At 44.6% G+C, this 22145-nt stretch carries 19 protein-coding genes and 1 other RNA gene; 1 reads left to right on the top strand and 19 read right to left on the bottom strand.

The features are described from left to right. Positions 1 to 309: 309 nt before the first annotated feature. The 19 genes from ftsZ to rsmI all read right to left on the bottom strand — a co-directional run bounded on the left by ftsZ (position 310) and on the right by rsmI (position 20207). On the bottom strand, positions 310 to 1485 hold the full coding sequence (ftsZ, locus tag CW740_RS03165) for a cell division protein FtsZ (protein ID WP_106646166.1): 1176 nt from the start codon (positions 1483 to 1485) through the stop codon (positions 310 to 312). Between the two features lie 95 nt (positions 1486 to 1580). Next, a complete protein-coding gene (gene ftsA / locus CW740_RS03160; protein ID WP_018625361.1) occupies positions 1581 to 2807 on the bottom strand; it encodes a cell division protein FtsA in 1227 nt (408 codons plus the stop codon). A 4-nt stretch (positions 2808 to 2811) separates the two neighbouring features. Beyond that, entirely contained in the window at positions 2812 to 3600 is a 789-nt protein-coding gene (locus CW740_RS03155) for a cell division protein FtsQ/DivIB (RefSeq protein WP_106646165.1), read from the bottom strand. Between the two features lie 15 nt (positions 3601 to 3615). Beyond that, positions 3616 to 4554 carry a D-alanine--D-alanine ligase gene (locus CW740_RS03150; RefSeq protein WP_106646164.1) on the bottom strand — a complete coding sequence of 313 codons (939 nt, stop codon included), beginning with the start codon at positions 4552 to 4554 and terminating at the stop codon, positions 3616 to 3618. Then, positions 4554 to 6008 (bottom strand): UDP-N-acetylmuramate--L-alanine ligase, encoded by a 1455-nt coding sequence (gene murC, locus CW740_RS03145; protein ID WP_106646163.1) that lies wholly within the window; start codon positions 6006 to 6008, stop codon positions 4554 to 4556. The genes CW740_RS03150 and murC overlap by 1 nt, the downstream gene beginning before the upstream one ends. Continuing rightward, entirely contained in the window at positions 6005 to 7123 is a 1119-nt protein-coding gene (gene murG, locus CW740_RS03140) for an undecaprenyldiphospho-muramoylpentapeptide beta-N-acetylglucosaminyltransferase (protein WP_106646162.1), read from the bottom strand. Before murG ends, murC begins: the two co-directional genes overlap by 4 nt. Next, a complete protein-coding gene (gene ftsW / locus CW740_RS03135) occupies positions 7116 to 8339 on the bottom strand; it encodes a putative lipid II flippase FtsW (protein WP_106646161.1) in 1224 nt (407 codons plus the stop codon). Before ftsW ends, murG begins: the two co-directional genes overlap by 8 nt. Beyond that, entirely contained in the window at positions 8336 to 9670 is a 1335-nt protein-coding gene (murD, locus tag CW740_RS03130) for a UDP-N-acetylmuramoyl-L-alanine--D-glutamate ligase (RefSeq protein ID WP_227523889.1), read from the bottom strand. The genes ftsW and murD overlap by 4 nt, the downstream gene beginning before the upstream one ends. Before the next feature lie 24 nt (positions 9671 to 9694). Then, complete coding sequence (gene mraY, locus CW740_RS03125; protein WP_106646159.1) at positions 9695 to 10774, bottom strand: phospho-N-acetylmuramoyl-pentapeptide-transferase; 1080 nt, start codon at positions 10772 to 10774, stop codon at positions 9695 to 9697. Beyond that, a complete protein-coding gene (locus CW740_RS03120; protein WP_106646158.1) occupies positions 10774 to 12171 on the bottom strand; it encodes a UDP-N-acetylmuramoyl-tripeptide--D-alanyl-D-alanine ligase in 1398 nt (465 codons plus the stop codon). Before CW740_RS03120 ends, mraY begins: the two co-directional genes overlap by 1 nt. Then, a complete protein-coding gene (locus CW740_RS03115; protein WP_106646157.1) occupies positions 12168 to 13754 on the bottom strand; it encodes a UDP-N-acetylmuramoyl-L-alanyl-D-glutamate--2,6-diaminopimelate ligase in 1587 nt (528 codons plus the stop codon). The genes CW740_RS03120 and CW740_RS03115 overlap by 4 nt, the downstream gene beginning before the upstream one ends. Then, positions 13747 to 15504: a peptidoglycan D,D-transpeptidase FtsI family protein gene (locus CW740_RS03110; RefSeq protein ID WP_106646156.1), complete on the bottom strand. Its 1758-nt coding sequence runs from the start codon at positions 15502 to 15504 to the stop codon at positions 13747 to 13749. The genes CW740_RS03115 and CW740_RS03110 overlap by 8 nt, the downstream gene beginning before the upstream one ends. Next, complete coding sequence (ftsL, locus tag CW740_RS03105; protein WP_106646155.1) at positions 15504 to 15860, bottom strand: cell division protein FtsL; 357 nt, start codon at positions 15858 to 15860, stop codon at positions 15504 to 15506. The genes CW740_RS03110 and ftsL overlap by 1 nt, the downstream gene beginning before the upstream one ends. Next, entirely contained in the window at positions 15857 to 16792 is a 936-nt protein-coding gene (gene rsmH, locus CW740_RS03100) for a 16S rRNA (cytosine(1402)-N(4))-methyltransferase RsmH (protein WP_106646154.1), read from the bottom strand. The genes ftsL and rsmH overlap by 4 nt, the downstream gene beginning before the upstream one ends. Before the next feature lie 2 nt (positions 16793 to 16794). Further along, entirely contained in the window at positions 16795 to 17250 is a 456-nt protein-coding gene (gene mraZ, locus CW740_RS03095; protein WP_018625348.1) for a division/cell wall cluster transcriptional repressor MraZ, read from the bottom strand. Positions 17251 to 17618: 368 nt separating this feature from the next. Further along, positions 17619 to 18029 (bottom strand): DUF2784 domain-containing protein, encoded by a 411-nt coding sequence (locus CW740_RS03090; protein WP_106646153.1) that lies wholly within the window; start codon positions 18027 to 18029, stop codon positions 17619 to 17621. Between the two features lie 267 nt (positions 18030 to 18296). Next, positions 18297 to 18653, bottom strand: an RNA gene (gene rnpB / locus CW740_RS03085) — RNase P RNA component class A. A 91-nt stretch (positions 18654 to 18744) separates the two neighbouring features. Then, positions 18745 to 19239, bottom strand: coding sequence for a DUF3016 domain-containing protein (locus CW740_RS03080; RefSeq protein WP_106646152.1), 495 nt, complete (start codon positions 19237 to 19239; stop codon positions 18745 to 18747). Between the two features lie 98 nt (positions 19240 to 19337). Beyond that, positions 19338 to 20207: a 16S rRNA (cytidine(1402)-2'-O)-methyltransferase gene (gene rsmI / locus CW740_RS03075; RefSeq protein ID WP_106646151.1), complete on the bottom strand. Its 870-nt coding sequence runs from the start codon at positions 20205 to 20207 to the stop codon at positions 19338 to 19340. Positions 20208 to 20272: 65 nt separating this feature from the next. On the opposite strand from rsmI, the gene CW740_RS03070 reads away from it, so the two are divergent. Further along, a complete protein-coding gene (locus tag CW740_RS03070; RefSeq protein ID WP_106646150.1) occupies positions 20273 to 22111 on the top strand; it encodes a penicillin-binding protein activator in 1839 nt (612 codons plus the stop codon). Positions 22112 to 22145 lie beyond the last annotated feature (34 nt).

Genomic DNA, 22145 nt, shown 5'->3' with positions numbered 1-22145 from the left:
TTTGAACATTTATTAGACAGTTGTTTGAAATATTTGTTTAACTCTTGATTTATATAGCTACAAATCGATACAAACATTCTTAAACCTTGCGCTAGCTCACACTTTCAGCCGTGGCTGACTTCCTTATTAGCCTAATCGCACAGCGTTGAACGGAAGCTGAACAATTAAACAGGCAAAACAGTACGAAGACGCTCGAAGGGAGGGCCTCTTCGTACTGTTAAAGTATGAAAGCAACTTTTTCAATAAGTTTCACCTTGTCACCGATGATATCGTCTAAGCAACAAAATCAGTGTCAATATAGACTGCTTATTAGTCGGCCTGCTTTCTCAGGAAAGCTGGAATATCCAGGAAGTTATCGACATCACTGCCAACCGCCATTTTCGAGCTTTGCTCAGGCACAGAGCTTGCACCCGCTTGCTTGCGAATTGAAGGCGGTAAATCCAACTGTCCATAATCCAGATCGCCGTTCGCCTTACGAACTTCTTTCTGGTTGTTGGTGTTGCTGACCAGACGCATATTCGCTTCCTGACCCAGACCTGTGGCCACCACTGTCACGCGAATTTCATCACCCATCGATGCATCGATAGCCGTTCCAACAACTACAGTCGCATCTTCATGAGCAATGTCTTCAATCACTTCACACACCTCTGAGAATTCATCAATAGTGAAGTCTTCGTTTGCAGTGATGTTAACCAAGATACCGCGAGCACCAGACAGGTCCACATCTTCCAGTAATGGACTGGCAACTGCCATATCAGCAGCGATTTGCGCGCGACCTTCACCAGCAGCAATACCTGTACCCATCATTGCCTGACCCTGCTCTGCCATTACTGTACGTACATCTGCAAAGTCAACGTTGATTAAACCAGGGCAGGTAATCAGCTCTGCAATACCTTGAACCGCACCATGTAGCACAGAGTTTGCTGAAGCGAATGCTTCGGTTAAGCGTAAACCTGCAAACTGAGCTACTAGCTTATCGTTTGGAATGATGATCAAAGAATCAACTGATTGACGAAGTTCATCAATACCGGCTTCCGCCAGTGCCATACGTTTTTTACGCTCAAATTTAAATGGCTTGGTCACAACAGCAACAGTCAAGATCCCCATTTCCTTGGCGATTTCGGCAATAACCGGAGCAGCACCAGTACCAGTACCACCACCCATTCCGGCAGTGATGAATACCATATCAGAACCTTGTAGCACTTCCATGATACGTTCGCGGTCTTCATGAGCTGCCTGACGACCTACTTCTGGATTTGCTCCAGCACCAAGTCCGCGTGTAATGTTCTGACCAATCTGGATAGTGGTTTTGGCAGTCGATGATTCCAACGCCTGAGCATCTGTATTGGCACAGATAAACTCAACACCATCAATATTGGCTTTCACCATATGTTCGACGGCGTTACCACCGCCACCACCAACGCCGATCACCTTAATGATCGCGCTGTTCTGACAGCTATCTACTAATTCAAACATGTTAGCCATAATAATTTCCCCTTCGATTTACTTTAAATTGCTTGCACTTAATGTGCTCTAACAACATTTACTTCCACTTTTTCAATAAAGCGTTCCGCGCTTTATTAAAAACCACTAAACCACTTTTTCATGCGCTCAAAGAGCCCAGTAAAACCGGTTACATTTCTTTCCCGATGATGACCTAGATCCTGCTTTCCATAGATCAGCAGACCAACACCGGTTGCATAAATTGGATTTTTAACAACATCCACAAGACCTTTAATGTGTTGCGGCATGCCTTGACGTACTGGCATATGGAACACTTCTTCTGCTAGCTCCATAAGGCCTTCCATTTTTGAACCACCACCAGTAATCACAATTCCGGCAGCAATCAGATTTTCAAAACCGCTGCGGCGAATTTCTGCCTGTACTAATTCAAATAACTCGCTATAACGTGGCTCAACCACGTCTGCTAATATTTGACGAGACAACCTACGCGGCTGTCTATCGCCTACGCTTGGCACTTCGATGGTTTCATCTAAATTTGTTAATTGACGTAAGGCACAGGCGTATTTAATTTTGATGTCTTCTGCAAACTGAGTTGGTGTACGCAATGCAACTGCAATGTCATTAGTCACCTGATCGCCAGCAATCGGAATCACTGCAGTGTGTCGAATCGCACCACCAGTAAAAATTGCGATATCGGTTGTGCCACCACCAATATCAATCAAGCAAACACCAAGCTCTCTTTCATCTTCAGTGAGCACTGCATAACTTGAAGCCAACTGCTCAAGAATGACGTCTTCAGTTTCCAGTCCACAACGAGCCACACACTTTGTAATATTCTGCGCCGCACTCACCGCACCAGTAACCATATGTACTTTTGCTTCTAGACGAACACCGGACATACCCACTGGCTCGCGGATACCCTCCTGGTTATCAATCACAAATTCCTGAGGTAAAACATGTAATATTTTCTGATCTGCTGGAATAGCCACTGCTTTTGCTGCGTCAATCACACGGTCAACATCGCTTTGTGCTACTTCATGATCTTTAATCGCTACTATTCCGTGCGAGTTCAAACTCTTGATATGACTGCCTGCGATGCCAGTGTAGACCGAATGAATCTGACAGCCAGCCATTAGCTCTGCCTCTTCAATAGCTCGTTGTATTGAGGCAACTGTCGACTCAATATTTACTACCACGCCTTTTTTCATTCCGCGTGAAGGATGGGAGCCGATGCCGATAATATCTACTGTATTATCGCTACCTACTTCCCCAACAATGGCCACGACTTTTGACGTGCCAATATCCAATCCAACAATTAATCGTTTTTCTGATGATTTCGACATTGCTTTACCTATTGCCCCCACCGTTTTCTAGCGGTGTTGTATTGCTAAACCATTTAGCTGCAAAACCGTTTTGATATCTCAAGTCCACGTAAGCCAATGCATCTGACTTATGCGTTTTTAACACATCTATGTGATTCAAAAGGCGCTCTATTCTCTCTTCCACATGCACCTTGCCAAGCTGCACAACTAGTCCGTCATTCAGCGTCAAACTTATGGCACCTCTTTCACTCAACTGCATACCTTCAATGAACAACGACTTCTTCAATAACTGTTCTTGATAGGTCTGCAACAGCACCGTTAAATCCTTTGCCATTTCATCTGGCCCCTGAAGCTTTACCCAGTTCATATCGGGAAGCTGATCAGGATAAAAAACTTTGCCTTCAACAGAGACCACGCCATTCAGTCCCCAATATGCCAATGGCTCATATTCATCTACAGTAACTTGCAATGTATCCGGCCAAACTTTGCGTAAACGTACCGACTTCACCCAAGGTAACGCGACAAATATTTCTTCAGCAGTTTTCATATCCATAGTGAAGAAGCCACGGTCATCTATCGACTTCATTGCTACTTTGACCTCATCAGCCGATGTAAACTGCTGCTCAAATACTTCAAGTCTATTAATTGGGAATACGTTGTCAGTATTAATGCTAAACACCCAAATTCCGGCAAAGACTACAGCCACAACAAGCGCACTGGCAGAAGCAATACCAAGCACCCACTTCAAAGGCTTAATCCAGCCTTTCAAGCTTTTCGCTTGTTTACGTTCTTCGCGTGTTGCCATCTTTGCCATATCAATTAATATCCGTTAGTTTCTTTCTACAAAACTGGTTTCAAGTACCGCCACCACCAGCTCTTCAAAACTCATGCCTGACTGTTTCGCAGCTTTAGGAACCAATGAGGTTTCGGTCATGCCAGGTACAGTGTTTACTTCAAGCAAATACCAGTTGCCGCTTGAGCGCTCTCGCATCAAATCGACTCGACCCCAACCTTCACAACCCAGCGCATAAAATGCTACCTGAGATAACTCGGCCAGTTCTGCTTCATCTTCAGCATTCAAGCCGCTGGGACATAAATACTCTGTGGTATTACTTTGGTATTTAGCCTGGAAATCATAAAAAGTATTCGGCGTTTTGACCCGAATGCTCGGCAATGCTTTGCCATTTAAAATACTGACAGTGTATTCATCACCATCAATCCACTGTTCCAGCATCACTTCTCGGTCATACTGCTTAGCACTATTCACCGCTTCGACTAACGTTTCTGCATTATTAGCTTTGGCCATACCGACACTTGAACCTTCACGAATCGGCTTTACCATCACGCAGTCATTCATATCGACTAAAACGTCTGCAGCTTGTTCGATACTTAAAACACCGGTATTCAACATACGGTGCTTTGCTACTGGGTAACCCATCGCTTGCCAAATCAATTTCGTGCGCAATTTATCCATGGCGATTGCAGAAGCCATGACGCCACTTCCAGTATAAGGAAGCCCTAACAATTGCAGGTGCGCTTGAATAACACCATCTTCGCCACCACGGCCATGTAATGCATTCCAGACCCGATCACATTGACTGTTTTTTATAGCTTCCAGACCATCTACTTTTGGGTCTATTAGAACAGCGTCAATGCCAACCGCATTCAACGCACTATGAACAGCCTTACCACTGCGTAACGACACATCCCGTTCTGCCGAATGACCGCCATAAAGCACGGCGACCTTGCCGAATTTATCGATACTCATTATTCGGCCCCCATGTTTAATTGACTCAATTCCATTTTGACTTCAGCCCATGCCGGAGCGAGAGCCCCTACATTGCCAGCACCTTGAGTCACAACAACATCTCCGTCTTGCAAAATATTGCTAAGTAACTCTGGAAGCTGTGAAATTTTTTCAACATGAATTGGTTCTATTTTTCCACGCTGACGTATGCTTCGACACAAGGAGCGGCTATCTGCACCTGGGATTGGCTCTTCACCTGCAGGATAGACTTCAAGCAACAATAACGCATCGACCTCCGAAAGAACTTTACTGAAATCTTCATACAAATCACGGGTACGGCTGTAGCGATGCGGTTGATAAACCATAACCAGACGACGTTCTGGCCAGCTACGGCGCATTGCTTCAATAGTTGCCATGACTTCACTCGGATGGTGTCCGTAATCATCAAGTAAGGTGATAGTTTTACCGTCAACTTCAAAATCGCCGTACATCTGGAATCGACGGCCAATGCCACCAAATTCAGCAAGTGCTTTCTGGATCGCTGCATTTGAAACACCATCTTCACTAGCAACTGCAATCGCGGCCAAAGCATTCTGCACATTGTGTCGACCTGGCAAATTCAAAGTAATTTCAAGCTCACCTTCATGGTCACGACGAATCACTTTAAAATGACTTTTGGTACCTAACTGTGTGGAATCAATCGCCCGAACATCTGCATTCTCGCTGAAACCATAGGTAACAGTTGGGCGCGTAATTCGTGGCATAATTTCCTGCACCGTTTTGTCATCAATGCACAATACAGCCAGACCATAAAACGGTAAGTTATGCAGAAAATCGATAAAGTTATTTTCGAGATTCTTAAAGTCACCGCCATAGGTGTCCATATGGTCAGCTTCGATGTTAGTAACTACTGCAACCATTGGCTGAAGATGAAGGAATGACGCATCACTTTCATCCGCTTCGGCAATAAAGAATCGGCTGGTTCCCAAACGGGCATTCGAACCTGCACTGTTAAGTAAGCCACCAATAACAAAGGTTGGATCGAGCCCACCTTCTGCAAAAATACTGGCAATTAAACTTGTAGTAGTCGTCTTACCGTGTGTACCGGCCACAGCAACGCCATGTCTGAAGCGCATCAACTCGGCCAACATTTCTGCACGAGGAACCACCGGAATGCGGTGCTCGCGAGCGGCTTCTAATTCAGGATTTGATTTGGGTATTGCTGTTGAAGCAACCACCACATTCACATCTCTAATATTGTCGCTTCTGTGACCAATAAAGATTTCAGCACCTAAAGTTTTTAGGCGTTCCGTTACTTTACTTTCACGCAAATCGGACCCAGAAACCTGGTAACCTAAATTCAACAATACTTCTGCAATACCGCTCATCCCGGCACCACCGATACCGATAAAGTGGATACGACGAATCCGACGCATCTCTGGAATCTGTTGCATTAATGTACTGTTAGAATTCATGTTCTATTTCTCGCTTTCAATTCTGCTTTTTCTTCAGCCGCCTGCTTACAATACTCAGCAACTGTACGAGTTGCTTCGGGTCTTGCCAGCGCCTGTGATTTTCTTGCCATATCAATTAAATGTTCTTTGTCATTAGCCAACGCAGTAATTTCCTGTGCTAACCTTTCCTTACTCAAATCATGTTGCTGAATGATTAATGCAGCACCCTGATCGGCAAGATATCGTGCGTTATAGGTTTGATGGTCATCTACTGCATGCGGGTAAGGTACAAATATCGCTACGCATCCAGCCATTGCAATTTCAGCTACTGTCAATGCACCTGCGCGACACACGACAAGGTCTGCCCATCGGTAAGCTTGCGCCATATCATCGATAAACTCACAGACTTCAAACTTAACTTTATCTGTTGCGGTTGCATCGTATCTTGCGGTAACTGATTCATAATTACCTTTCCCGCATTGATGCTTTACATGAACTTCCAGCCCGCTATTCACCAAGCTAAATGTTTCTGGTAATTCTTCATTAAAAACGGCTGCACCTCGGCTTCCACCCACCACTAGAATATGAACACTTCGGTTATCCATTTCGATTCTTTCTGATGGGTCCTTATCACTACCGATATCCTGTCTAACAGGGTTACCAACTGTCTTTACTTTTTCACTTTCCGGGAATGCGCCCGGGTAGGCCTGTAATGTCCAACGACTGAATCTGCTTAATTGAGTATTAGTCATTCCGGCAATGGCATTTTGCTCATGAATGACTAATGGAACTCCGCACAGTTTCGCGGCAATGCCTCCAGGCCCACTTGCAAAGCCACCCATTCCCAGTACTACATCCGGTTTAAATTGTTTAATCGCTTTGCGGGCAAGCCAAACACTTTTCATCAGTTGAAATGGTGCTTTAATTAAAGACAATAGACCTTTATTACGAATGCCTTTAACTGGCAATAAGCTCATCGGAATATCATGCTTGGGAACTAAGTCCTGCTCCATTCCTCCCTGCGATCCCAGCCAATGCAGGCTCCAACCTTCCTGCTGTAATTCTTTTCCGACTGCTAACGCCGGGAAGATATGTCCGCCAGTTCCGCCTGCCATCAATAAGATTCGTTTAGTCATCCTGACCTCCTCTCGCAGAGCGATACTCGCGTTTTACTTTGGCAAATTCATGCTCACGACGACGCACCTCAAAATCCACACGCAAGATGATAGCTATTGCCATACAGGTAACAATCAAAGAGTTGCCACCATAGCTGATAAACGGCAAGGTCAAACCTTTGGTCGGCAGGCTTCCGCTAGATACTCCAATATTGATTAATGCCTGTAAGCTCAACCAGAAACCAAATCCATAGCTGATATAGGCAGCGAAATACTGTTCCATTTTCAGAGCACGACGACCAATGCTAAGACTGCGTAATAAAATTATCGAAAACAGGATGATGACGAACAGAACGCCAACAAAGCCAAACTCTTCTGCAAATACTGCAAACACAAAGTCTGTGTGCGCTTCAGGTAAGTAAGACAACTTTTGTACGCTGTTACCCAGCCCTACTCCGAACCAGTCGCCACGCCCGAAAGCAATCAAAGACTGAACTAATTGATAGCCGCTACCAAATTGATCAGCCCAAGGATCAAGGAAGCTAGTTAAGCGCTTCATCCGATAGGGTTCTTTCCAGGCAACCAACGCCATTACTACGCCAACAAAAGCGGTAAGTGATATGAACTGCCACAGCTTAGCGCCAGCCAGGAACAACATAGCAAGAGCGGTCGCGACAATAACTGCAGACGAACCGAAGTCTGGTTGCAGCAGTAAGAAAGCAACCACTAAACCAATCACCAATAAAGGTTTGGTAAAGCCTTTAATTTGCGTCTGTAACTCATCACTACGACGAACCAGATAGCCCGCAAGATAGGTTACGATGAAGAACTTCATTAATTCTGCTGGTTGAACTGTCAATGGACCAACACCAATCCAACGTTTACTGCCATTAACTTCTTTGCCAATCACTAACACCAGCATCAACAAAATGATGCCTAATAGCAGCATGTAGATTCCGTTAACCTGCCAGAATCGAGTATCAAGTTGCAGTACTAATACCGATGCCACAACCGCAATTGATAGGTAAATAACGTGCCTTATCAAGAAGTGGAACTCATTGCCGTTCATGTGATCTTCAGCGAATGGCATCGAGCTTGATGCGACCATCATCAAGCCAATCGCTAATAGAATCATGACAGGTCCCAGCAACCAAGGATCCAGACGAGTACGCGGGTCAGACAGTTTCAGCTGTTCCATGAAATCCGTGATTCTCAATGTATTCAGGATGCTAGTCATAGCGCCTCCACACATTGAGCAAATTGTTCGCCACGCTGCATATAGTTAGCGAACATATCCAAGCTTGCGCAAGCCGGTGAGAGAAGTACCAAATCACCAGTTTGTGCATATTGATTCGCAGTGGTCACTGCTTCTTTTAAGTTGCTGACCAGCTGAGATTTTTGTGGACATAGCTTGGCAATGGCTGGCGCATCTTTGCCAAAACAAACCACAGCTTTTACCGTTTCGCTAATAGTTTGTTGCAGGCTGGAAAGGTCAGCTCCTTTTGCATCACCACCAGCGATTAGAACGATATTGTTGCCAAACTGCGGCTGGAAGCTTTGTATTGCAGCAACGGTAGCCCCCACATTGGTAGCCTTTGAATCATTTATAAAGGTCACACCATTTTTAACTGCGACCAATTGGCAACGATGCGGCAAGCCCTGATAGGCTTTGGCAGCATCTAACACAGGCTGAGTTAACTCAACGCCTGCAGTTTCCACCAATGCCAATGCTACAGCTACATTCAGTGCATTATGTATTCCCTGTAATGTCAGCTCATTCAAAGCTAGTAACTTATTGCCATTGTGAGTAATTGAGTTTGTCTCAATATTGACAGCCCACTCTGGCTGAGCATCTTCTTTTGAAATACCAAACTGAATGACCGTATGTCTGCCATCAGCGTCATTAAGCCAAGTATTCTTGTCGTCCGCATTGATCAGACAGGTTTCAGCCTGATGATAAATTCTTAGCTTGGCGTCAACATAGTCCTGGAAGCTGTTATAACGATCCAAATGGTCGTCACTAACGTTCAAGACTGTTGCCACAGCTGGCTTCAGGCTATCAGTGGTTTCAAGTTGGAAACTGGATAACTCAAGTGCCACCAGATGACCATCCTGTTCCAGTAACTCCAATGCTGGCACACCGATATTGCCACCTACTAATGCTTTTTTCCCGCTAGCATTAATGAGTTCACCCACCAGATCAGTAACCGTACTTTTTCCATTGGAGCCGGTAATAGCGATTACTGGCAAGCAATTAGCCTGAGCGAATAATTCGATATCACCCACAATGCTGACGCCAGCATTTCGGGCAGCCTGAATATCTTCACGCGCAACAGAGATGCCAGGACTAACAACCAACTCGTCATAATGAGTAAACAGTTCGCCATTCCACTTGAGTAAGGCACCCGGAGACATCTTTTCCAGTTCTTCATGACCCGGAGCTATATCCCGTGTGTCCATCACATGGAACGGTTGACGCAATGCAGATAAATAACGCGCAACCGCAAGCCCGGTCTGTCCCAGACCGAGAATCAAGCGGTTTTTATAAGCGATATCTTTTTGTTGCATTCCCATCATTCTCTTGTGTCCCGTTTAGCGTATTTTCAACGTCGCCAAACCAATCAATACTAAAATCAATGAAATAATCCAGAAGCGCACAATCACGCGAGGCTCTGGCCAGCCTTTTAATTCATAGTGGTGATGTAACGGAGCCATTCTAAATATTCGTTTACCGGTCAGCTTGTATGAGCCGACCTGCAGTATCACTGATAAGGTTTCAATCACGAAGACCCCACCCATGATGAACAGCACCAGCTCCTGTCTGACCATCACAGCCACAGCTCCAAGCGCTGCACCCAAACCAAGCGCACCCACATCTCCCATGAACACCTGTGCTGGATAGGTGTTGAACCAAAGGAATCCTAAGCCAGCGCCAATAATAGCTGCACAGAAAATCACCAGTTCACCAACGCCTTTCACATAAGGAATCGCAAGATATTCTGAAAAAACCTGGTTGCCTGTCACATAGGCAAAGATGCCAAGACCACCGGCTACCAGAACCGTTGGTAGTATTGCCAATCCATCTAGGCCATCTGTTAAGTTCACTGCATTACTCGTTCCGACAATTACAAAGTACGCCATGAAGATGAACAGAATGCCCAGCTGTGGCATAACGTCTTTCAAGAACGGCACTAACAGTTGAGTTTCGGTGGGTGATGCTGTGTAGAACAGATAAAGTGCAATGCCAGCACCTAACACCGACTGCCAGAAATATTTCCAACGTGCGACAAGCCCTTTAGGATCTTTCCGAACCAACTTGATGTAATCGTCTGCCAGGCCAATCAGTCCAAAGCCGACTAAAGCAATCAAAGCCACCCATAAATAACGGTTGCTCAATTCACCCCACATCAGTGAGCTGAAAACAATGGCGAATATGATTAAGGCACCACCCATGGTCGGTGTTCCCGCTTTTGCCAGATGTGTTTGCGGGCCATCATCGCGAACGGTTTGCCCAATTTGGTACTTACTTAAACGTCGGATCATTGATGGACCAACTAACAATGAAATTCCCAACGCTGTAATAACGCTGACAATCGAGCGAAATGTTAAGTATTGGAACAGGTTAAAACCTGAGTAATACTGCGATAAATAATCTGCTAACCAGGTCAGCATTATTGATTCCCCCCCAAATTCGAATTGTGCTCATCCGCGGCGGTTGCTACCAATGCATCGACCACCTGTTCCATTCGGGCGCTACGTGAGCCTTTTACTAATATTTTATAATCTGACTGAATAATGCTATTCAGGTAAGAAACAAGTAGATCTTTTGTTTCAAACCAATGTGCCTGCTCGCCAAATACATCAGCACTATGTTTTACCCATTTGCCGCAAACCAGTAAGCGATCAATTTTTCTATCTTTTGCGTATTCGCCTACCTCACGATGATAACGCTCGCTTTCTTCGCCCAGCTCAGCCATATCCCCAAGAACTAGTACTTTGGTTCCGCTTAGTGTTGATAAGTAATCAATCGCTGCTTTTACTGCTGGAACGCTGGCGTTATAAGTATCATCAATAATCAGCGCACCATTCGCTGCTTTGAACTGATTAAGACGACCCTTTACGGAAACCATGGTTTCAAGACCGTTTTTAATCATTTCCATGTCCGCACCCGCAACTGATGCCAATGCAGCAGCAACTAACGCATTGGATACATTGTGCATACCGGGAACAGGAAGCTGCACGCTGATTGTCTGGCTACTGCCATCTTGTGTATGTTGCATATCAAAAAGCACATTGCCGTTAGGTTGTAACTGACAATTATCAGCAACAAAGTTGGCATCTTTATGGCGTGATACTGTTACTTTGTGTAATGAATCGAATCGTTCAACCCACTCATCAGCAAATGCACTATCAAGATTAATTACTGCCGTACCTTTTTCAGTTAAACCTTCATAAATTTCAGATTTAGCCTTTGCAACACCTTCAATCGAGCCAAATCCTTCAATATGAGCCGCCTCAACATTATTAATGACGCTAACATCTGGCTTTGCGATTGAAGCACAGTAAGCAATTTCACCAACATGGTTGGCACCCATTTCTATCACTGCGAATTGATCAGTAGCTTTTAATCGTAAAAGAGTTAATGGCACACCAATGTGATTATTGAAGTTGCCCTGAGTTGCTAGTAGATTTCCTTTTTGACGCAAAATACTGGCAACCATTTCCTTAACCGTCGTTTTACCCGCGCTGCCAGTGATACCAATCACAAAGGGGTTAACCTCGTCGCGCACATAACCGGCAATAGCACCCAATGCTTTTGCAGTATCGGCAACAATTACCTGCGGCAAATCACTTTCCACCTCATGGTCGACCAATAATGCAATAGCTCCTTCTGCTTTCGCTTTATCTAGAAATTTATGGCCATCAAAGTTTTCACCTTTCAATGCCACAAAAAGTGCACCACGACAATCCACTCGACTGTCGGTTACGATAGTTTCAATTGTTTTGTCCGCACCCTGAAGTTTGCCATCTGTTACTTGTGCTAAGGTTTTTAGACTTAATGGGATCATGCGATTTCCTCCATTAAGTCTGCTACTGTTTCCAAATCCGAGTAATGGACTTTTTTAGTCCCTATTTGCTGATAATCTTCATGACCCTTTCCAGCAACCAGTATCATGTCATTTGCTGCGCTGTGAGTTAATGCAAACTTAATCGCATCCTTTCTTTTTTGAATATACTCAGCATCCTTGTTACTCATGCCTTGACGAATCATGTCGACAATAGCATCAGCATTTTCTGTTCTAGGATTATCGTCAGTAATAATCACATGGCTTGCTTTCTGTTCGGCTACGCTACCCATCAGAGGTCTTTTTGTATTATCGCGATCACCGCCACAACCAAATACACACCATAAGTCACCATCGCAATGCTCACGCAAACTACTTAATGTTTTATCTAAAGCATCAGGTGTATGGGCATAGTCGACCACAACTGTTGCCTTACCTGCTTTGGTAAAGCTTTGCATACGACCTGGCACAGCCTTGGCAGCATTGAGTGCAACTATCCATTTATTAATATCTCCAAACAGGAATCCCAAAGCAGACGCGACCGCCAATAAGTTTGATAAATTGAAATGACCTAATAACCCAGAGCGTAATTTACTTGTGCCCCATGGCGTATGTAGCTCAGCTTGAATGCCTTTCATATTGAACATTTGATTTTGAGCGACAACCCAGTCACTGATATTCAAACTGTCATCTTTTTCTTTACAGCTATAAGCAATTTTTCGGCAAACAATCTGATCATCTGCTAATAAGCGACGTCCATATTCATCGTCAGCATTAATCACAGCGACTTGCAGGTTTTCACTGATAAATAATTGTCTTTTAGCCTGGAAGTACGACTCCATGTCACCGTGATAATCCAAATGATCCTGCGATAAATTGGTAAATATCGCGACCTTATAGGCAACCGCCGCCACTCTGGACTGCACCAATCCATGCGACGATACTTCCATCGTCATGTGGTAATTTTTATGCTGTAGATATTCAGCAGCTAAACGCTGAATCGCTATCGCGTCAGGCGTTGTGTTTTCAGTAGCCTTCAGCTCCGTTGGATTACCATTACCTACAGTACTTAGCATTAATGTTGGATATTGTAAAAACTCAAGTGCCTGAGCCAGTAGATAAGCGCAACTGGTTTTCCCATTGGTTCCAGTAACACCAATCACCGACATTTTCTTAGTCGGGTTGCCGTAAAAACGGGCGGCAATCAGACTGACATTTTGACTTAAGTTTTTAACAGGAATTAAAACAGCCTCCTTATAGTTATATACCCCGGAGAGAGTCTTGGCGGAGGCTGCCACTTGCTGGTTGTCATTGAGCAAGGTTTTTAAAATCGTTTCACTTCTATCCTGTTCGAAAAGAACCACCGAAGCTCCAGTATCAACGGCTTGTTGGATATATTCACGGCCATCAGTGGCATGCCCAGGATAAGCTATAAACATTTCGCCAGTTTTTATTTGACGACTGTCCAATTGTAATCCGTTCACTTCAATGCCCGCTAATTGCGGATAGTCTTTCCATAGTTGTTCGCTGACTATCGGCTTGATGATCTTTTTTAATGCAACTGACTGTTGCAGTGGTTTAGTCATGCTGACCTCCCACCACATTGGTTGCTGTAGCGATTGCATTTTTTTGCGACTTATTGTCTGGCGCGATATTCAGCAAATGCAGTGCCTTATCTGCCACTTTCGAAAACACCGGAGCAGATACCGTACCGCCATAGTAGCTATCTCCTGCTGGCTCATCGACCATGACCACAATGGCAAATTTGGGATCGCTGGCTGGTACAAGTCCGGCGAATACTGTTACATATTCATCCCCATATCCACCGCGCACAGCTTTTCTAGAAGTACCTGTTTTACCAGCGACCCGATAGCCCTCGACCTTAGCCTGAGTACCGGTGCCACCTTCTGAAACTACCTCTTCCATCATTTTCACAACTGCACGTGCGATTTCCGGCTGGATGACCTGCTCCTGCGGATATTCCTGACCATCGGTTCGCTTGATAAGCGTCAATTGATTGCGCACACCACCAGCACCAAGAATGGCATAGGCCTGGGCCAACTGAATGGGGCTAACCATAAATCCGTAACCGTAAGACATGGAAGCCTTTTCATGTTCTGACCAGTTAGCTCTCGGTGCCAGAATTCCATCCGCTTCACCCTGAATACCCAATCCAGTTTCCATGCCAAAACCGACTTTATAGTAGGTACTTAAGAATTCTTCATCAGAAAGTTCTAGAGCTATCTTGGACACACCCATATTGCTTGATTTCTTGATGATGCCATCTAGATCCAAGACCCCATAATTACGAGGATCTCGAACCCAGGCATAGCCCAGCTTCATACGCCCTGGTGAAGTATCCACCTTAGAGTTTGTCGAAAATTTACCGCTTGAAAGGCCACTGACTACTGTTAGTGGTTTTACGGTGGATCCAGGCTCGAATAAATCGGTTATGGAACGGTTACGTGTAAACTCAGGAAGTCTGCTGTCTGAACGATTTGGATTGAATGATGGCTGGCTTGCCATAGCCAGAACTTCGCCGGTATCCACATCAACCACCACAACTGAGCCACCTTTGGCACCGTTTTGTAAAACAGCCTTTTTTAATTCTTTATAGGCAGTTGCCTGAATACGAGAGTCGATACTTAGCTGCAGATCATTACCCTGCTCAGCCTGCGCCAGAACCCCACGCTCTTCGACAACCCGACGGTATAAATCTACCACTACCTGCTTACTTCCAGGCTGGCCGGTAAGGAAGCTGTCAAAAGCTCTCTCAACCCCTTCCAAACCCTTATCATCAATACCAGTAAAGCCCACAAGATGGGCAGTCAATTCAGCGCTTGGATAATACCGACGATACTCGGTTTTAAATTCAACTCCGGGAATATCCAGTCGTTTAATATACAGCCCGACATTTGGATCAACATGCCGTTCGAGCCAAACAAATCGTTTATCTGCTCTATCTTTAACCCATTGATTTAATTGATTTTCATTACGCTTTAATGCCGCAGCAAAGGCTTTCCATTCTTTACTTTGCAGCACGCCTTCGTTTGCTAATAATGTTTTAGGGTCAAGCCAGACTGACTCGGTGGGAACTGAGCGAGCCAGCTCAACACCATTACGATCCAGGATCAGACCACGATGACTTGATATACCTTTAACACGTACCGAGCGTGACTCACCTGCCTCTGCTAACTCTTCTGCATTAACCACTTGAAGATAGGCTGCGCGTGTCACTAGAGCACCAAAACCGCACAACAATACCGCAATCATGACGTAATAACGCCATGTACAAAGCGGTACTGTTTTCAATTTACGGTTCTGTACTTTCTTCATTATTTACCTCTAACCGAGGGCGTAATCAAAACTTCATTTCTTGAGTCTAACTGTTTCATTTGTAAACGTTTTTCAGCTAGCGACTCGACCCTGCTGTGTTCCGATAGTGCACTTTGCTCAAGGCTTAACTTCTGCCATTGAAGATCAAGTGCTGTTTGTTCATCTTCTAGTTGCTTTAGAGCAATTGTCGCCTGACGCATCTGATGAGTCTGATGCGCAATAACAATTCCTGAAACTACCACTAGTACTCCTAAAAAAATGACTCCAAAGCGACGAAGCACGGTTGCCAGCAAACTGTAAAAAGGCCACAAACTCGTCGTTTCTCTAACCTTTTCTTTTAGTTTGGCCGGGCTCATGCCAATTTCTCCGCAACTCTCATTACTGCGCTTCGAGCTCGTACATTTCGTTCCAGCTCGCTTTCGCCAGCTTTGGTAAACTTTCCAACCTTCTTCATACGACGATTAATCATGTCTTCCGTAATCGGCAAACCAGGTGGAAAGTCCTGTCCTTTTTCCTGCCTCTGAATAAATTGTTTAACGATACGGTCTTCCAACGAGTGGAAGCTAATCGCTACCAGCCGCCCGCCTACCTTAAGTATGTTAAGCGCCTGCTCCAAAGTATCTCTAAGGTCATCCAGCTCACGATTGACCGCGATTCGAATGGCCTGAAAACAACGCGTCGCCGGATGTTTATGTTTTTCCCAACGGGGGTGCGCTTCTGAAATAATGTCCGCCAATTCTTTAGTGCGGGTAATTGGCGTTTTTGCTCTTTTTTCTACGATGGCGCGAGCGATACGTTTGGCATAACGCTCTTCACCGTATGTTTTAAAGGTCCAGACCATGTCTTCTTCATCGGTATTGGCAACCCATTGCGCAGCTGTCTGCCCACGTGTGGTATCCATGCGCATATCCAATGGCCCATCCTGCATGAAGCTAAATCCACGCTCGGCCTGATCAAGCTGTGGCGACGAAACGCCTAAATCCATTAATACACCCGTTACTTCACCAACCCACCCACGCTTGCTAACCTCTTGTTCTAAAAGAGAAAAGCTCTCATGTACGATACTGAACCGATGATCTTCCTGTTGCAGTTGTTCGCCCACCGCAATGGCCTGTAAATCTTTATCAAATCCAACTAATCGCCCCTCTTGTGATAGATGTGACAAAATGGCGCGGCTGTGTCCGCCACGACCAAAGGTGCAATCTATATAAATACCGTTCGGGTCGATCACTAAAGCCTCCACTGCCTCATTTAGCAGGACTGAATCGTGTTCTTGTTCGGTGCTCATAACTAGAACGCCAGTTCAGGTAAACTTTCTGGATCCAATGGCCCCTCAGCCAACGCTTCAACATCCTGTTCAATCTTCTTGTGCCAATTCTCTTCATTCCAGATCTGGAACGTTTTGCCTTGGCCGGCTAGAAGTAATTGTTTTTCCAATTGTGCGTATTCACGCAGGACAGGAGGCAGTAGAATACGTCCATTACCATCGATTTCATGCTCTGATGCATGACCGAGTAACATACGTTTAATACGGCGTTGGTTAGGGTCTGTGTTAGAAAAAGTGTCGAGTTTTGCTTCGAGTTGTTCCCAGTGGGGAAGCGGGAAAAGTAGTAAACACGGGTCAAACAGGTCAATAGTCACCACAATTTGATTGGAGCAAACATCTTCAAAACGCGAGCGGTACTTCGCCGGAATGGCGATACGACCTTTCGCGTCCATATTGATTGCAGTTGCTCCACGGAACATGGCTCTATGTAAACCCCACTTTTGACTCGTTATGCCAAAACCGGAAATGCTACCCGGTTTTCAGCTGTTTTATGCAAATTGGTCGTTGATCTTCACTGATCCCCTACGATCCACTTTGCGACACTTTTCTCCACTTCTCTACACTATATGAAGTTTGCATTGATTTTGCAAGGCAAATTTGCATGGAAAATGTGAAAAATGTCCTTATTTGACAAACACTTAGCGAAGTTAGTCAGCACTAACAAACAACCAAAAATAAACTGCTTATTTTTCAGAAAATTAGATAGGGAAGTTAGAATTTACTTTAAGTTAGAAGTTAAGATTTTACATTTGGAGCCATTTTGAGGCAGAAAATGGGTTTGCTCTGATTAAACCGCACTTTTGAAAGGTCTTGGCCTAACCCAAAACCAGCTGGCCAGCACCAAAAGTCCAAATAAGCTGTAAACTACAGCAAATACCCATTGCGGGAACTGGTAATAGAGAATTGTTTCCAGCCAATATGAAATGAAAGAGCCCTGATAGCCCGCTTCTCCAGCATTTTTTCGTAATGCGTTTTCCCAGATAGTCAACGGACAGATAGCACCAAGCCACGTTTGAATGACAACAAAACCAATCGCAATTAAGTGCAACAACCGAAACCAGGGGTTACGAACCCAAGACCACCTTAAAACGCCACCAATTAAAATCATTATTAATCCGGTCACCACAAACACCACGAAGAGTGCATGAATGATAAGGATTAAATCGGCCAGCAAAATATAGAAGTCAGAAGAGTTCATAGAGTTAGTATAACCCTTGAAGACCGTAAATCGGCATACAATTGGATTAATGCAATAAGCTATAAGCTGTCCGGTAAGCCGCTTCTTTTGTGAAAAGTTTGTCTTGGACAGTCATTGACGAATGACTGGAACTTTTGATTCTGATAATTGGTTAGGAAGTAAAAATAATCTGGCCCGTAAGCCGCTTCTCTTGTAGAAAGTACGTCTTGGACAGTCATTTCGTTCGAATGACTATTATAGATATTTAGAATTCCGAATAATATTAGAAAATTAAGCTGGCCGGTAAGCCGGATTCTGTCAAGGACAGTCATTCGTCTAGGCCATGGATCACTCCATGGCTCAAGCAACCTACCCGGTTCCAACGCGAGCCACGCCATACGGAACCCTATTTGGTCTTGCTTCGGGTGGGGTTTACCTCGCCACATACTGTTACCAGCAGTGCGGTGCGCTCTTACCGCACCATTTCAACCTTACCTGTGAATCTCTCGATTCCATCGGCGGTATACTTTCTGTTGCACTTGCCGTCGGCTTGCGCCGCCCAGGCGTTACCTGGCACCCTGCTCTGTGAAGTCCGGACTTTCCTCTCCCCACCAAATGGTGGGCAGCGACTGTCTGGCCAGCTTGTGGGCAAGTTTAGTCTTCACTGGTGAAAAAGCAAGCAAAAATAAAAAAGGCAGGCTCAATGGCCTGCCTCTAAACACTGATTTAACAACTCTTATTTAAATTGACTCACGATATTCTCATCAAACCACTGCTCAAACATGTATTTCTCGTAATAAAAACCATCATTACGATACTGTGCAGGAGTTCTGATACGGTCAAGAAAGTTCATGTCTTTCAATGACTCAGAGCCTTCTTTTAAAATCTTCCCTTCTCCATCAATCAACTGATAGTCAAACTTCATTTTTGGAAAGTAAATTCGCTCCACCAGTCGATATTCGCGAATACCGCCATAACGAACATCGCCTGCCAGATCGAGATCGGTAACCCTGAACTCGAATACCGCACCATCGGGCAGTTTTTCACCAAGCTCGGTAAAAGACTTCTCAAGACTTGTTTTCACTCGCTTATAAAAAGCTGATTTCGTTTCACTTGCTGGCCGGACATCAATAAAGTCATCAAAATCACCCCAGCTGACTTTAACCTCACCGGCAAGCGCCATCATCGGAAGCGTTAGTAAAATAGCAACTGCTGATTTAATTAATTTCATAAACAACTCCAGTTCGGTTAATACTCATTAAGTTCCAATTTATAGAACTTTTCGTTACCTACTAAGACTCTAGTTAAGAGAGAAAAGTGACACTAATTTTATTTTTCTTTCTGCTCTAAGGCCCATTGATATAGGACCTTTTTCTTTAATCCTGACACCTTAGCAACAATTTTAGCAGCCTTATTTGGAGGTAACTCATCGAGTAAAGCAGCCATTAGGGTCTGAGTATTGGAATCCATTTCTGTCGGTTTATCGTCAGATCCAGAAACCATCAGGACAAACTCTCCTTTTTGCTGATCTAGATCTTGTTCCAGACGTTTGGCTAAACTAGAAGCCGTACCGGTTAGAATAGTTTCAAAGGTTTTGGTCAGTTCGCGAGCAATTACTAACTCCCTACTCCCCATGATTTCGCTTAAATCTTTCAGACAGTCTAAGATTCTATGAGATGACTCATAAAATACCAGTGTTTCCCTATTTTGAGACACATCACTGAAAACTTGTTTTCGTCCGGATGATTTCGCTGGTAAAAAACCCCAGAAACTAAAACTATCAGTCGCCAGACCTGCAACACTCAAGGCTGTAATGATTGCGCTGGCCCCAGGGACAGGACTGATGCGAAACCCTTGTTTTCTTATTTCTCGTACGAGCTTAAAGCCGGGGTCTGATATCAGGGGAGTACCGGCATCAGAGATCAAGGCTATATGCTTTCCTTGCTGCAAAAACCCTGCAATTTGTTCAATTCTAGCTACCTCATTATGCTCATGGAGCGACATCATCTGAGTATCTATGGCGTAATGCTGCATGAGCCTTTGACTGTGTCGTGTATCTTCAGCAAAAATCAGATCAACTTCTTTAAGTAGACGAATCGCACGCGCAGATATGTCTTCAATATTGCCAATCGGTGTGGCCACCACATATAAAATGCCTAATTGTGCCGATGCTGTATCACTTTGTGCGAATTCTGCCATAGCTTTTTTGCCTTGCTGCGCCTAAGCGCCTAAAATACCGATAATTATTTGATGAGTATGGAATTATGACAAAAAAGCGTATGCATAAGAACCTCATATTAGTATTCACGGCCTTTTTCAGCGTATTGATGGTAACGTCTTGTACAACCACCTCTTCTCGTAAGTCTGACTCGCCAGCTGTTGCAGACTATGACATGCAGCCTGCGGAATTTTATTTGCAGCAGGCAGAAGCAGCCGAAGAAGCCGATAGAGCCCCTTTTCTGCTTCAAGCAGCAAAAGCCTATGTGCAGAGGGAGCAATATGCTGAAGCCTACGATGTGTTAAATAGCTTTTATCCAACTCAATTGCCTCTCGAGTTACGCAAAGACTGGTATTTGCTGGTTGGTGAAGTGGCTTTGACTCAGGATCAACCATTTGATTCTATTCGCGCTCTGCAAACAGTGCGTAACCCTGAACAGTTTAGTCTTGAGTGGCAATCACATTATTACAGATTACTTGCGGATAGCCTGGCCGCCAACCAACGTCATGCTGATGCGGCAATGACACGCATAGAAGTCATGCATTTATTTACTGACCCTGACCTACGCGAAGAACAGGAGCGTAAAGTCTGGATTGAGTTGATGACTTCGCCAACCGGGGCTCTGGAAATCACTCGTAACCGAGCTGATCAGCATGATGAGCTCGGCTGGTTAGACATGGCAATCATTCAGCAGCAATTTACTAATAATCCAGCAGCTCTTTCTGAGGCCATGCAGGAATGGAATATCCTCTACCCCAACCATCCGGCTCTTTACTATATTGATATTAAAGTCCAAAGAGAAAGTGTTGTCGTTGATATTGGCGCTCCAACAAAAATAGGACTGTTTCTTCCAACTAGCGGTCGCCTGTCTACAGTCGGTAATGTGATTCTTGATGGCTTCATGACCTCCTTTTATGACACCCAGATGATGGGTAGCGAGAAGCCTGAGGTGGTTGTTTATGACACAGCCAGTGACCCAGTGGAACTTCTTTATCAGCAAGCTTTAGCTGACGGTGTCGAGTTTGTGATTGGCCCTTTATTGAAGAATAAAGCCAACGATATTGCCCAATATCAAAAACTACCCATTCCAACTTTAGTTTTAAATCGACTGGACAATACCTATGCTCCAACAGGAATGTTCCAGTTTGGACTGCCAATTGAAGATGAAGCAGAACAGATCGCCCGCTTTGCTATTGATAAGGGACAAACCCGTGCCTTTGTTATCAATGCCGATAAAACTGTTGGCAGTCGAGCAGTCGAAACATTTAACGACGTATTCCAGCGCCACGGCGGTACCGTAGTAAGAAGTGCCGACTTATCTCGAACTCCGGATCCTAAAGTTGCTGTGATGCAGATGCTTGGAGCTGATCAGGCCGAAAAACGAAAACGAGAACTGCAAAACCTTCTCAATCTTCCTATTGAGTCTTCAGCACAAATTTCTACTACTGCTGATTTCATCTTTATGATTGCAGAGCCGGAGAAAGCTCGCATTATCAAGCCATACTTGAACTACTATTATGCTTACAACCTGCCTGTTTACGCCACTTCAAACCTTTATAATGGTAGTAATAGACGGGAAAATGATCTCAATGGCATTTATTTTGTCGACGCCCCCTGGATGATACCGCAAACTGAGGAACAGGCTTCCAATAAGCAAAAAATCACAAAAATGTTCCCAACAGCTGGCGGTAGCCTTGGACGTTTTTTTGCATTGGGCTATGACTCATTCCTGCTAATACCTGAAATTGGCCAATTATCCGCATTATCCGATTACTCTGTTGAAGGTCTTTCAGGTGAGCTTACATTAGATTTTTATGGAAGAATTGTTCGCAAGCTGGCCTGGGCTAAATACCAGAATGGACAGTGGAGACCAGTTAATCCTTAGCGATACTAACTTTAATAAATTGGTCATCAAGGAA

Source organism: Kangiella profundi, assembly GCF_002838765.1.
GTDB classification, from domain to species: Bacteria; Pseudomonadota; Gammaproteobacteria; order Enterobacterales; family Kangiellaceae; genus Kangiella; species Kangiella profundi.
The sequence above is the reverse complement of the archived record's forward strand: the minus strand, read 5'-3'. Positions and strand labels throughout refer to the sequence as shown.

Excerpts from the sequence above, each read along its gene's own strand:
- ftsZ (WP_106646166.1), bottom strand. The coding sequence starts at position 1,485 with ATGGCTAACATGTTTGAATTAGTAGATAGCTGTCAGAACAGCGCGATC.
- ftsA (WP_018625361.1), bottom strand. The coding sequence starts at position 2,807 with ATGTCGAAATCATCAGAAAAACGATTAATTGTTGGATTGGATATTGGC.
- CW740_RS03155 (WP_106646165.1), bottom strand. The coding sequence starts at position 3,600 with ATGGCAAAGATGGCAACACGCGAAGAACGTAAACAAGCGAAAAGCTTG.
- CW740_RS03150 (WP_106646164.1), bottom strand. The coding sequence starts at position 4,554 with ATGAGTATCGATAAATTCGGCAAGGTCGCCGTGCTTTATGGCGGTCAT.
- murC (WP_106646163.1), bottom strand. The coding sequence starts at position 6,008 with ATGAATTCTAACAGTACATTAATGCAACAGATTCCAGAGATGCGTCGG.
- murG (WP_106646162.1), bottom strand. The coding sequence starts at position 7,123 with ATGACTAAACGAATCTTATTGATGGCAGGCGGAACTGGCGGACATATC.
- ftsW (WP_106646161.1), bottom strand. The coding sequence starts at position 8,339 with ATGACTAGCATCCTGAATACATTGAGAATCACGGATTTCATGGAACAG.
- murD (WP_227523889.1), bottom strand. The coding sequence starts at position 9,670 with ATGCAACAAAAAGATATCGCTTATAAAAACCGCTTGATTCTCGGTCTG.
- mraY (WP_106646159.1), bottom strand. The coding sequence starts at position 10,774 with ATGCTGACCTGGTTAGCAGATTATTTATCGCAGTATTACTCAGGTTTT.
- CW740_RS03120 (WP_106646158.1), bottom strand. The coding sequence starts at position 12,171 with ATGATCCCATTAAGTCTAAAAACCTTAGCACAAGTAACAGATGGCAAA.
- CW740_RS03115 (WP_106646157.1), bottom strand. The coding sequence starts at position 13,754 with ATGACTAAACCACTGCAACAGTCAGTTGCATTAAAAAAGATCATCAAG.
- CW740_RS03110 (WP_106646156.1), bottom strand. The coding sequence starts at position 15,504 with ATGAAGAAAGTACAGAACCGTAAATTGAAAACAGTACCGCTTTGTACA.
- ftsL (WP_106646155.1), bottom strand. The coding sequence starts at position 15,860 with ATGAGCCCGGCCAAACTAAAAGAAAAGGTTAGAGAAACGACGAGTTTG.
- rsmH (WP_106646154.1), bottom strand. The coding sequence starts at position 16,792 with ATGAGCACCGAACAAGAACACGATTCAGTCCTGCTAAATGAGGCAGTG.
- mraZ (WP_018625348.1), bottom strand. The coding sequence starts at position 17,250 with ATGTTCCGTGGAGCAACTGCAATCAATATGGACGCGAAAGGTCGTATC.
- CW740_RS03090 (WP_106646153.1), bottom strand. The coding sequence starts at position 18,029 with ATGAACTCTTCTGACTTCTATATTTTGCTGGCCGATTTAATCCTTATC.
- CW740_RS03080 (WP_106646152.1), bottom strand. The coding sequence starts at position 19,239 with ATGAAATTAATTAAATCAGCAGTTGCTATTTTACTAACGCTTCCGATG.
- rsmI (WP_106646151.1), bottom strand. The coding sequence starts at position 20,207 with ATGGCAGAATTCGCACAAAGTGATACAGCATCGGCACAATTAGGCATT.
- CW740_RS03070 (WP_106646150.1), top strand. The coding sequence starts at position 20,273 with ATGACAAAAAAGCGTATGCATAAGAACCTCATATTAGTATTCACGGCC.